11 protein-coding genes are annotated in these 12,376 nt (G+C 45.2%); 6 read left to right on the top strand and 5 right to left on the bottom strand.

Annotation, left to right across the window (positions count from 1 at the left end):
- The first annotated feature begins 238 nt into the window (after nt 1–238).
- From RIE73_RS37345 to RIE73_RS37335, 3 genes are all read left to right on the top strand, one after another.
- On the top strand, nt 239–1,351 hold the full coding sequence (locus RIE73_RS37345; protein ID WP_446405977.1) for an AI-2E family transporter: 1,113 nt from the start codon (nt 239–241) through the stop codon (nt 1,349–1,351).
- A gap of 30 nt (nt 1,352–1,381) precedes the next feature.
- Entirely contained in the window at nt 1,382–3,064 is a 1,683-nt protein-coding gene (locus RIE73_RS37340) for a mechanosensitive ion channel family protein (RefSeq protein ID WP_446405976.1), read from the top strand.
- Nucleotides 3,065–3,393: 329 nt separating this feature from the next.
- A complete protein-coding gene (locus tag RIE73_RS37335; protein ID WP_446405975.1) occupies nt 3,394–3,708 on the top strand; it encodes a (2Fe-2S) ferredoxin domain-containing protein in 315 nt (104 codons plus the stop codon).
- Between the two features lie 2 nt (nt 3,709–3,710).
- Here the strand turns inward: RIE73_RS37335 and RIE73_RS37330 are convergent, their stop codons facing one another.
- Entirely contained in the window at nt 3,711–4,385 is a 675-nt protein-coding gene (locus RIE73_RS37330; RefSeq protein ID WP_446405974.1) for a response regulator transcription factor, read from the bottom strand.
- Nucleotides 4,386–4,807: 422 nt separating this feature from the next.
- Here RIE73_RS37330 and RIE73_RS37325 point away from each other — a divergent pair, with 422 nt between their 5' ends.
- Nucleotides 4,808–5,188 carry a CPBP family glutamic-type intramembrane protease gene (locus tag RIE73_RS37325; RefSeq protein ID WP_446405981.1) on the top strand — a complete coding sequence of 127 codons (381 nt, stop codon included), beginning with the start codon at nt 4,808–4,810 and terminating at the stop codon, nt 5,186–5,188.
- An 11-nt stretch (nt 5,189–5,199) separates the two neighbouring features.
- Here the strand turns inward: RIE73_RS37325 and RIE73_RS37320 are convergent, their stop codons facing one another.
- Nucleotides 5,200–7,233, bottom strand: coding sequence for a protein kinase domain-containing protein (locus tag RIE73_RS37320; protein ID WP_446405973.1), 2,034 nt, complete (start codon nt 7,231–7,233; stop codon nt 5,200–5,202).
- Between the two features lie 247 nt (nt 7,234–7,480).
- Here RIE73_RS37320 and RIE73_RS37315 point away from each other — a divergent pair, with 247 nt between their 5' ends.
- The gene (locus RIE73_RS37315; protein WP_446405972.1) at nt 7,481–8,284 is read left to right on the top strand and encodes an HAD family hydrolase; all 804 of its coding nucleotides are present in this window, start codon (nt 7,481–7,483) and stop codon (nt 8,282–8,284) included.
- 7 nt (nt 8,285–8,291) lie between these two features.
- Here the strand turns inward: RIE73_RS37315 and RIE73_RS37310 are convergent, their stop codons facing one another.
- A complete protein-coding gene (locus RIE73_RS37310) occupies nt 8,292–9,662 on the bottom strand; it encodes an RNA-guided endonuclease InsQ/TnpB family protein (protein ID WP_446405971.1) in 1,371 nt (456 codons plus the stop codon).
- 429 nt (nt 9,663–10,091) lie between these two features.
- Here RIE73_RS37310 and RIE73_RS37305 point away from each other — a divergent pair, with 429 nt between their 5' ends.
- Nucleotides 10,092–10,721: a type I restriction endonuclease subunit R gene (locus RIE73_RS37305; protein WP_446405970.1), complete on the top strand. Its 630-nt coding sequence runs from the start codon at nt 10,092–10,094 to the stop codon at nt 10,719–10,721.
- 99 nt (nt 10,722–10,820) lie between these two features.
- Here the strand turns inward: RIE73_RS37305 and mreD are convergent, their stop codons facing one another.
- Together mreD and mreC are read right to left on the bottom strand one after the other, a co-directional pair.
- A complete protein-coding gene (mreD, locus tag RIE73_RS37300; RefSeq protein WP_446405969.1) occupies nt 10,821–11,375 on the bottom strand; it encodes a rod shape-determining protein MreD in 555 nt (184 codons plus the stop codon).
- Nucleotides 11,376–11,586: 211 nt separating this feature from the next.
- Entirely contained in the window at nt 11,587–12,342 is a 756-nt protein-coding gene (gene mreC / locus RIE73_RS37295) for a rod shape-determining protein MreC (protein ID WP_446405968.1), read from the bottom strand.
- Nucleotides 12,343–12,376: the final 34 nt, after the last annotated feature.

Genomic DNA, 12,376 nt, shown 5'->3' with positions numbered 1-12,376 from the left:
GGGAGTCACGGGACGAACCGCCATCGACTGTTGTCAATTCCTCTGTTGGAGCTTGGAGAAGTCGGTGAAAATCCGACAGGAAGTCGTTAGTACCGCATGACGGCGTATCTGCATAGTTTTGCATAGATATTTTTTAGCGGTGAAATCCCCTACCCGATAGAGGAGGTAGCCACGCCGAATCAGCTTTAACATGATTATATTAAAGTTTGTTAACAGTCTCTCAAGCTGAACCGTTACCATGTCTGAACGGCGGATTGCGATTTCCATTCAAAATATCCTGCTGATTACCGCTACCGTTTTGCTGCTGCTGCTGCTGTGGCAACTCAGTAGTCTGTTGGTGATCCTAATGATCTCGGTGGTTCTCGCCGCCACCTTAGCCCCGATCATCAATAGCGCCCAACAGTTGGGAATTCCGCGCTGGTTAGCTGTTCTGTTGGTCTATTTAGGCTTACTGACCCTGTTCGTGGGAGTCGGGGTGTTGATTGGACCAACGGTGGTGCAGCAAATCCAGCGCCTGTTTCGCCGACTCCCTGACTATCTAGAAGTGTTAGAATCCTTAATCGACCGTTTAGCAGTGCGCCTGGGGATTAGCGAAACGGTGATTAGTCAAATTTTTGATACCCAAACCCTGACCAATTGGGCAATTCGTTCCAGTCAGCAACTCGTTGTGCGATCGTATGGGGTAACACGGGGATTCCTAGGTGGTATTTTCAGTGTGGTTCTGGCGTTATTTCTATCGGGCTATATGCTATCCGGTGCGGAACGCTTAATTAAAGGGATTGTGAGTTTATTCCCCCAGCCTTGGGACGATCGCTTGGCGGCGCAGGTACAGCCAGTGAGTCGGCGTATGGGCAATTATATCCAGGGACGAGTGTTAGTTTCTGGGATTTTGGGAATTGCGATTACCATTGGCTTGAAAGTTTTGGGGATTACTGAATTTGCTTTAGGTTTAGGCGTAATTGCAGGAGTCACCAATCTGATTCCCTTTTTCGGTCCAGTGTTGGGGGCGATTCCAGCGTTGATTGTGGCAATTGCCCAAGGAGGGTGGACGTTTTTATGGGTATTTCTCCTATTTGTGATTATTCAAAATCTGGAAACTTATGTGCTTGACCCCCTTTTAGTCGGTTCTTCGGTGAGAGTGCATCCCTTGTATCAATTGTTGGCGGTAGTCGGTGGCGCCCAGGTGTTGGGGATTATTGGGGCGTTAATTGTTCCCCCTTGGGTAGCGGGGGCGTCTGTTTTGCTAGAGAATCTCTACCTGCAACCCAAACGGTTAGCCGAACAGCAAGCCGCAGCGCTATCGCCTCCGGCTCGGGCAGACAATCAAAGCACTCTATCGAGGAAAGGCTAATATTGTGACAAAACGTTAATTTTAGAATCAATGAAGTTTGTTTCTTTTGTCCGGGTGCGGATTGTCCGGACGCTAGTTGTGGCATTTATGGTCGGTTGTTTACTCGCCGTTTTGCCTAGTTTAGCTCAAAACAATACGACTCCAGACAGTTTCAATTCAGATAATTCCACAGCATCGATTATGCTGGATGGGCGCAAAATATTTGAAGTGACTAAAGCGGAGCAGTTCACCGCCCAAAAACGAGCTGGAGATGCCAATCAAGTTCTCCAAGAACAGGTGGAAACAGCGGAAAAGCCTATAACTGTTGAAATCGATAACACAGCCAGAATTCCTGTCATTAAGGTCGATGGTAAGCATTTGATTTCTATCACCTCAGAAGACACACCTGAAGGCAGAAGCCTTCAAGAACAGGCTGAATTGTGGCAAGGAAAACTGCAAACTGTGATTCAACAGGCACAGTATGAGCGTACACCAATCTACCTAATTAAAGCCATCTTCATCTCAAGCGGTTGCGTGTTTCTAGTGATCGCATTGAGTTGGGCATTAGGTAAGCTTTGGTGTGACTACCTGAAACCTCAGTTAGATAAAGACGCGGCGGAGTCAGCCCCCCGAGACGGAAGCAAACAGGCGAACAGCCCTAAAATCGCCGGACAAGTTCTACTGACACTGATCCGGTGTGCTATCTGGGTCTATGGGCTGATTTATATTACCAACCAGTTTCCCCAAACCCGACAATTAAGTCGCATCGTTACCGATACGATAATTGCCAGTTTAACCTCAGACATGATTCCCTTAGGAGATAACTCCTATTCGGTATTGAATCTATTAATCCTGATCAGTTTATTTGTCGGGTTGATCATCCTGGCAAAAGTGATCAAACAAGGGTTGCGATCGCGGATTTTACGGTTCACGGGTTTAAGTCGGGCAGCACAGGAAACCATTGCGATTATTTTCAATTATGCGTTTATTTTTATCAGCACCCTTGTCTTACTCCAGTTATGGGGGTTAGATATTAGTTCCCTCACCGTATTTGCGGGTGTGTTGGGAGTAGGTATTGGCTTAGGATTGCAGGGAATTGCTAAGGAGTTTATTAGTGGCTTAGTATTAATCTTTGAACGTCCTATTCAAGTTGGCGATTTCGTCGATGTGGGCGGATTGATGGGAACGGTGGAATATATTAGCGTTCGTAGTACCGAAATTAGAACATTAGATGATGTTTCGATTATTATTCCTAATTCCAGATTTTTGGAATCGGAGGTGATTAACTGGTCGCATCACAGTGCAGTATCCCGATTAAATATACCTGTGGGCGTGGCGTATGGGTCAAACCTAAAGACGGTTAGGTCGGCTTTGATTGATGCGGCAAAAGAACATAGTGATGTTCTCCCTCAACCCTCACCCAGAGTCTTTTTTAAGGGATTTGGTGATAGTTCTCTGGATTTTGATTTGTTGGTTTGGATTAGTGAACCTCGCAAGCAATTTCAAATTAAAAGTGACCTTTATTTTCGGATTGAGGTAATTCTCCGCCATCGCGGTGTGGAAATTCCCTTCCCGCAACGGGATCTCCACGTTCGTTCGGGTAGTTTACCTGTCGATATTTCGCCGCAATTAGTTGAATCCTTGGCGCACCTCTCCCAGAGTTTGGCGAAGTGGCTCGATCAACAACCAACGGCTAATCCGCCGCAAGATGGGAATGGTAAAGGAAAAAATTAATTAACGTTAATAGCAGGATTGTCATTTGTCATTCGTCATTTGTCATACTTAAGGCAGTATTAGTAGCGGTTCTCATTTGAAAGCACTACACCCTACATCCCACACCCCACACCCTGTCTCTACCAAGGTGTATTGTATCCAATCCAGAAGTGCTATAGTAGCGAGCAAGATGCTCGCACTACAGGGCTTTCGCTATTATTAACATTAAGGTTTAAATGCCGAACAGCTTATATCGTAGGGTGGGCATTGCCCACCAGCCTTAAGGAGGGTGACATTCGTTTTAGGGTTAAGATAAAAGAAAGAACACGTAGGATTCAACATAATCATCAGTGGCAACCGACTCCCAAAATCATACACCCAAGCAAGTACTAGTTTGTCAACACCGCTCCTGTCAAACTGAAGGTTCAGCCGATGTCTTGGCGGCGTTTGAGGAAGCGGCTGAGGAGACAGAGTTTAAGATCAAAGGGACAGATTGCCAAGGACAATGTAGTTGTGGTCCGACGGTGCGAGTTGTACCGGAAGAAACCTGGTATTATCGGGTTCAACCCAGTGATGTCCGCCGAATTGTGGAACAACACCTGAAAGACGGGAAGCCAGTTGACGAAAAGCTGAATCCTCGGATTCATCGGCGGTTTAGCTTTTGAGATTATTCGCGCAACACATAACCAACCCCCCGCACCGTTTGCACCAAGCGCTTCTCCCCATTAGCTTCTAGTTTCAGGCGCAAATAGCGCACATAAACCTCAATAATATTGGAATCCCCCATAAAATCATACCCCCAGACTCGTTCCAGGATTTGGTCACGGGTAAGAACCTGGCGAGGATGGGAGATCAGATAATCGAGTAAATCAAACTCCTTCGCCGTCAGTTCAATTAAGCGATCGCCCCGATAGACTTCACGGGTAGAATGGTTTAAGCTTAAGTCAGCAAATTTCAGGGTATCCGGGTCTTCCTCCTGATTCCGTCGCAGATGCGCCCTGACTCTGGCTAACAATTCCTCTACACTAAAGGGTTTCACCACATAGTCATCCGCACCCGCATCTAACCCCGCCACGCGATCGCTCACTTCATCCTTAGCGGTTAATAATATAATTGGCACCTTATCCCCTGTACTCCGCAGACGGCGACAAATCTCTAATCCCGACACTCCCGGTAGCATCCAGTCGAGAATCAGCAAATCTGGCTGCGATTCCCGCGCTGTGGCTAAACCCGCAAACCCATCCGGCGCCACGCTGACTTGATATCCTTCATATTGCAGTTCCAGTTCGATAAACTTGGCGAGTTTTGCCTCATCTTCTACAACTAAGATATGGTGCGTCATTGTTTGGATATTCTGAAAGTACAGGAGTTTTGATTGATTTTTGGAGTGCTATTTTTGTACAAAGTAGTCGGATTGCTATTGACTTGCAATTGCCGATATGGTATGCGTTCTGAAATAATCACAGCGATCAGATAATACTTCAGATTGAATAGCATGCTCCTTAAGCGGAATGTCGCCAACGTTCTCTGTTCCCTATCCTCACCACCACACTTCTTCAGCCACCTCTATCTATATAGATACTAATTTATCCCAAAATTTACCCTATAGATGAATTTTCTGGAAAGAATTTACCACAAATCCGTCTCGGCTCTACGCACTGTACCTACTCTGGAGAGCTGGTTCGTTACATCTTTTCTGTTATTGGTTATTGCTTTAATTTGTTTACCCATAGGATTTAACTCAGGGCTTTTAGAGGTTAGGATATTGCCTTTATCTTTTCTAGGTATTGTCAAAATTTTAGTGAGTCGCTTCTTTTTCCCTGTTTAGCAGAAGAGCTGCTATTTCGCGTCCTCCTACTTCCGCGTCCCACCCCTAATACTCCCGTCAATATCCGATTGACTATGGCTTTTATCAGCATAGTTATTTATGTCATCGGTCATCCTATATTTGCTGCTTTATTTTACCAAAAAGCATTCGGAGTTTTCACGAATTCCGGTTTTCTGTTGTCAACGCTAATTTTAGGAATCACCTTGACGATTTCCTACTGGCACTCTCGCTCAATCTGGTCTCCTGTTGTAATTCATTGGATTGTTGTTATCGTTTGGCTACTTATATTCGATGGATATTCAAAATTAGATTTATAGTGTCTGGAACACTATTCCGATTTTGGCACGCGCCAGAGTTTAATCGTTTTATCTGCACTCCCACTGACTAAGGTTTTCCCATCTGGGCTAATCGCAATCGAATTAACGGAACTTAAATGACCCTTTAGCGTGCGAATTAATTGTCCAGTGGCAAGATGCCAAAGTTTAATCGTCTTATCTGCACTCCCACTGGCTAAAACTTGACCATCTGGACTAATAGCTAAAGCATTCACAAAACTCGAATGTCCTGTGAGTGTGCGAATTTCGTTCCCTGTGGCTAAATCCCAAAGTTTAATGGTTTTATCCGCACTTCCACTGACTAACATTCTTCCATCTGGGCTAATTTCTAGGGCGTTGACTGAACTTGAATGTCCCGTTAATGTGTGAATTTCTTGTCCTGTGTCTAAATCCCAAAGTTTAATCGTTTGATCTGCACTTCCACTGACTAACATTCTTCCATCTGGACTAATTAGCAAGATGTTGACTGAACTTGAATGTCCTGTCAGGGTGCGAATTTCTTGTCCTGTGTCTAAATCCCAAAGTTTAATCGTTTGATCGGCGCTTCCACTGACTAATGTCTTCCCATCTGGACTAATGACCAAATAATTGACAAAGCTAGCATGTCCAGATAAGGTTTGAATTTTTTCCTGAGTAACCAGATGCCAAACCTGAATAAAATTCTCCCCGCTTCCGGTAAAAATTTTATCCCAATCCGAATTAATGGCAAAGTAGTTAATCGGCTGGTCATACCCGGTAATTTTGCGAACTTCTTGACCTGAATCCAGATGCCAAAATCGGATGGTTTTATCCGCATTACCACTTACCAATGTCTCTCCATCCGGACTAATTATGAGGTAATTAATGTAACTGGCATTCGTCTTAAGGGTTTGAGCTATTTCGAGAGACCGATAGGCAGCCACTTCAGCCGGAATTTGAGGTTCGACTTGCCTCACCTGATAAACTCCAACGCCAATGACTAAGGCTAACGTTCCCAACCAAAGCCATTTTGTTTGAGAGATTAAAGGTTGACGACGCCGAGAAATTAGCCTAGATTCCTTTTGCGGTAATGTGGCTGTTTGCAGTTTTGTATTACTGGGTAATTGCGGAGACGAAGATAGAGGAGACACAATAGACGGAGATGCAATATGAGCCAATTCATCTATAATGTCCTGAGTTGTCTTATGTCGAGTCGCTGCTGTCGGTGACATTAGCTTATCAATTAGGTCGGCTAAGGGTGTTGAAAGTCCAGGAACTTTTTGCCGCCAATGAATGCGATCGGTTAACGGGTCATATATACTCGGGTCAGTTACTGATTTTGCGGTTAACAAATAGACCAAGGTACGACCCAAGGCATAGAAATCGGACTGAGGAACCGCATGACCTTTTTCTTGTTCCGGTGGCGTGTACCCCGCCGAACTAATTTTAGTCACATTCCCTGCGCCACCTACTTCTGCTAAATAGGTATACGTCAATTCTCTAGCTGTGCCAAAATCAATCAACACCAATTGCCCGGTGGAACGCAGCATGATATTTTCGGGTTTAATATCTCGATGAAAATAGTTTTTTCCATGAACCAGATGTAATATTTCAACCAGTTGGTTTAACCAGTTCAGTGCCAAGGATTCAGAAATGGGATGATTCCCCTGTTGTCGCATCCACTGCTTTAAATTCAATCCCTCAATTTTTTCCATGATGATGCAGTGCAGCGGTTCCCCACCTTGAGGAATAACCTGAAAATATCCATCAGACTCAACCTTAGGAATACCGGGATGATGCAGTTGACTTAATACGGCGGCTTCTTGTTTAAATAAATCGATAACCTTAGAATTTTTATTGTGTTTCGGTTTGAGAACTTTTAAGATTTTGGGACTAGCGCCTTGGTAGGCTTCATACACCATACCGAAACCACTGGTATCACTAAGGAGACGCATCACTTGATAGCGCTCTTGGAGTAACAACAATGAGCCACAATTGCGACAAATTCGATTGTTCAGGTTACCTGGATCACTGGGTTCAGGACACCGGGGATTGATACAGTAGCTCATATCTAAGTAGTCGGAAAATTCAAGTTAATGGTTGAGATGAGGAAGGAACAGGGAACAGGAAACAGTTTCGACCCTCTGTCTGAGGAAGATTCTGCGATCAGGTGATCAGGTCACGAAGGATCTTTCCCTGATTTTAGGATGCGGATAAGAATGCTGGGGAATATTCCGCCACAAAAGTTAAAAGTCGTATCGAAACTGCTAAGATGTACAAAAGTGTGTCAAAAGAAGCTGAATTGAGTAACGTTTTATGAGTGGTGTAGCTGCCTACGACTGGCAATCACTGCCGTGCGATCGCTCGGACAGAACTAGCCCCTCTGTAGCTGTAGCGCCACTGACGGTTTTCTGCGACTTCGACGGACCGATTGTCGATGTCTCTAAGCGCTATTACACCACCTATCAGCTAGCCCTGGCGGATACGCGATCGGCTTATCAAGCCCAAGGAATCACGTTACCGATTCAACAGCTTGAACCCCAACAATTCTGGGAGATGAAACAGGATCGGGTGGCGGATGAAGACATTGCTCTGCGATCGGGTGTGCAAGGGAAGCAATTTGAGTTTTTCTTATCACGAGTCTTAGAAATTGTCAATCAGCCCTTACTGTTACATCTGGATAAGCTGCAACCGGGAGTGCGGTGGGCATTAGCCAGACTCCATTCTCAAGGTATCCGGCTAGTCTTGGTGACGTTACGCTGTCAGGAACAAGCGACACAAATTTTGAGAAATTACGGGTTGACTCGTCTGTTTAGCGGCATTTACGGAACTTACGACGATCAAGCCGCCTATCGAAATAATGTTGAACTCAAGCAACAACTTTTAGCCCAGGCTTTGAGTGAACAGGTTGATCTTTCGGGACAGCCGCAATCAGCATGGATGATTGGTGACACAGAGGCGGATCTCCTTGCCGCCCAAGCGGTATCTATTCCTACCGTGGCGCTTACGTGCGGGATTCGTTCCTATAGTTATCTCCAGCAATTCCAACCCACTCACACTTGCTATGATCTGTTGACGGCGGCTGATTATCTTTTGGGAAAGATGAAGTGTGAACAGTGACATCCTCCTACACCGAATCAGAGATTACGGTGTAGGCTTCCTTTGTCATAGTCAAAAGGCTACGCTTCCGGCATTTTATAGTGGGGAATATGCCCAGCCCCACTCTCTTGATGTTAATCGCAGCGTTCCAATCTCTATCTAGAATCAATCCACACAAGCACTCATGTATTCGGATTGATAAATCCTTTTGAACTAAGCGATTACAGCAAGAGCAAACCTGGCTTGTATTATGAGGTTTGACTTTCACCACCAACTTACCAGCTTTCGCAGCTTTGTAAGCGAGAATTGATAGGAATTGCCCCCAGCCAGCATCATTAATTGACTTGTTTAAACCTGATTTGGCACTTTGACCATTGGGTAAATATTTACCATTTTCATCTTGTTTAGGTTTATTTTTTTGGGACAAGTTTCCGGGTTTGATGTCCTCAACAAAGAACACCTGTTCATCACGACCCACCAGTTTTGTCGCTGACTCATAATGGAACTGTTTCCGCTTCCGTTGTAGCCTCTGGTGGTGTTTCGATATCTTTTTCGCCAGTTTTCGTCGTGATGCCGATTTGTGAGGCTTTTTATCCTTACGGTTTTGAAGCTTGGCTAGTTTATCCTCTGACTTGCGATAGTGCTGTTGAATTGGTTCTACTTCACCGTCTGAAGCTGTCCAAAACTTTTCTAACCCCACATCTAACCCAAGAGAGTTATCTTTTGTCGCTTCTATCTGTGGTGATTTCAGACTAGGAACAGATTTATCCTCTAAAGTTAAGCAAATATACCAACCATCTGCTTTCCGAGAAATCAGCGCTGCTTTAATAGTGAACCCTTCCGGGATTGGGCGGTGATAAATACAGCGTACCTGACCAATCTTAGGTAGATTAATTTGTGCAATATCTCGTCTGGCTTCCCCGTTTTTGCGCTTATGTGGATTGGCAGTAACTGTAAGGCAATCCGCCTTAAGCTGAGGGAAAGAGAATGTTCTATATCGCTTAACAGACTTAAATCTAGGTCTACCACTCCGGTTTCCCTTGAAATCTCCTTTCAAGAAGCGATTAAACGTATCCTCTACTCTCTTGATTGCCTCCTGAATAACTTGAGAGTGAACGCCATCGTAAAGGTGACGATGAGACTCCCTTGACCAATGAGTAGCCCGTTTTTGGCTGTAGTATGATGGTTGCTCTTTTAGTTCTGGCAAATGGGTGACAAGGAAGAAGCACGCATTGACAGGGGAACGATTACAGTCCCACCAGTTAAAACGTTCCTCTAGCATCAAATTGTGTATTCGGCACAATTTATACAGCCATTCATTTAATTTAACTGACTGCTGCTTACTGGGGACAATTCGATACTGATAATTCAGTTTAAATGTGTCTTTGCTTCGCTTCAAAACTATCACCTCCTTATGCTATATAATACCATACCAATCACAATTGTTAGGGCAAAAATAAAGTTTTCTCTCACTGGCGATTCATCCCACGCTCAATCAAAGATTAGAGCGTGGGGCTTCTCGCCGAGTCAGCTAAGTAGGTGGACACAATTAAAGTTAGCGGTGGAGATTAGGGAACACCTCGGCTTCGCTCGGTGTGTAACAGGGAACACCTCGGCTTACCTCGACTCCGCTCGGTAACACGCTCGGTGTGTCACAGAGAACAGGGAACAGTAAGGGTTTGAGGCTTGTTTATATAACTTAATCTAGTTAAGTTTATTTCTACCAACCTACTTAATACCCAATTTAAATGCATGACAGCTTAGGCGATCGCACGATGGATGTGGGATGGCAAAATTATAGATAGGTTCACTCTGAGGCGTAACCATTATGGTTCAAACCATTGCTATCTCCGAGAAAACAACTCTGAAGTATTTACGAGATAATTTTAACCTTGAACGGACTAGCGAATCTGGTTTTTTCCCAGAGTGGCAGGAGGAATTACCCGCTTTAACCGATACAGACATTCAGACATTGAACCGCATCCGCGATCGCTACTTCCATCAGCTTGATGAAGGCATGATGCTGGAAAGTGGGGTCAAGATGATGATTGTCTCTCCGCTACTAGAACTGGCGGGCTTCTATGATCCACCGTTTCGTTCGCGTTTTGAACCTCCTGTAGATGTTGCGATTGATACAGGTGAAGAAGTCCTCAATGGTCGTATTGATGCCTTGATCGTGCAAAATCAGATATGGGTTTGGGTATTAGAAGCCAAGCGCACCACGTTTTCCTTATCTCTAGGTATTCCGCAGGCATTAGCCTATATGCTGGCTAATCCAGAACGAACACAGCCTACCTACGGCTTACTTTGCAGTGGAGACAGTTTCATCTTCCTCAAACTCCAGTCGCAACCGACTGCTGTCTATGGGCTATCCAACCATTTCAATATTTTAAATGATGGCGATCTAGCAACAGTGGTTCAAATCTTAAGAAAGATAGGTCAATCTGCCCTTCCCTGAACTTTAACCTGAAGTTCCAACAGGGAGTTGAAACTGTTGCCTATTCCCTGTTCCCTGTTGCCTCTCCCTACCACAAGACTCCCTACAGCAACTCCTATTTTAAGACTGTTCCAGCAAATGCATCTGTTCCCACCAACGACTTAAGGGATAATACACCACAGGTGCCCACAAACTACTGAGAATCGCTGAGGATAGGGCAATGCGCTGGTGATCCGTCCAAATTTCTGCTAGAGTGCGATCGCCCATAAAACTATATTGAATCGCCGTCACCGTCTCCGCAACAACCGCCATGCCAAACACAATGAGCGCCACTGAAATAAAATCTTCCTGAATATATCGCTGCTTCTGCATTCGAGCCGTTAAAACACCCACCAACACTAAACTTAGAACATGAGTGGGTTCAGGGGCAGTCATCCCATCTTGAATCAAACCCAGTGCGAATCCTGCCATCGCCCCCTGAAGCGCGGTGCGTTTGATACTCCAGGCAACCACCCAAATTAACAACCAATTCGGGGCAATTCCCAGTAATTCCATTCCCGGTAACCGTGTTGGTAAAACCATCACACATAAAAGGACAGAACCCGCCGTTACCGTCCAATTGATCAGTTGACGCACTCGGGGGGAAAACTGGGAAAGGTTGAACGTATTGTTCAAGGGTTTCTTTTGTGCTATCCTCAATGAGTTTTGCCTTTTTTTGACCTCCATTTCACCGCCCAAGTGTCACATCTAGGTTTTTGTTGATTGGTAATCCGGTTAAATTTCTAAGTATAAAAACTTACTCAAAAATTCACGAAAATTCCCAAAAATCGATTATACCCCTGAGAGATGGGGAATTTATGGTATTCGTTTTTGCACCCTGGTTACTCTATTCGGGGTCAACCGTCCTTGATTGGGGATAAACAATCACCCACTCCAAGGCATCTAAAGGCGCTGTCAACTCAATCACAGCTTCGGGGGCTGGACTTTTATCCAGGTTGACTGACTCCACCCGTCCTAACGGTAAGCCAGCGGGGAACAGTTTACTCACGGGTGATGTGGAAACGGCATCCCCCCGACGGACATCGGGTACTTTGTCAAAAAACTGAAACACCGCCCGATTTGAACCTTGTCCTCGAATAAAACCCATGCTACGGCTACGGCTAATCACCGCCCCGACCCGACTTGTAGCATCGCTGATTAGCAGTACACGACTTGTATTCGGGGTCACATGGACAATCTGACCCACTAAACCGCCAGGTGCCATGACAATAGAATGCACCTTAATTCCATCTCGACTGCCTCGACCTAATGTTACTTGTTCCCACCAGTGACCCGCACTACGCCCGATAATCGGGGCAAGGATTCCTTGCTGGTCTTGGGTTTTAGAATAATTCAGCAACTCTTTGAGTTTTTGGTTTTGGCTCTCGATTTCAATCAGACGCTGCTGTAGTTCTAGAACTTTGGCATTTGTCAGACGCTCCTCTTTTGTCGGCTCTGATTGTAAGGGACGGGTCAATAACTGATAAGCCTCAAAGAGAGCTGCCCCATGAGTGTGGCGAACGAACCAAGCAAGGCTTAGAGTTAGTCCCCCCAGCACAACAGCGACTCCATGTTTGTCCCACCAACGACGCAATATATACATAACCTGTCTAGTATTCGTTCAGCTTTCGGCTGAT

It is taken from the genome of Coleofasciculus sp. C1-SOL-03 (genome assembly GCF_040220555.1).
Lineage (GTDB): Bacteria > Cyanobacteriota > Cyanobacteriia > Cyanobacteriales > Coleofasciculaceae > Coleofasciculus.
The sequence above is the reverse complement of the archived record's forward strand: the minus strand, read 5'-3'. Positions and strand labels throughout refer to the sequence as shown.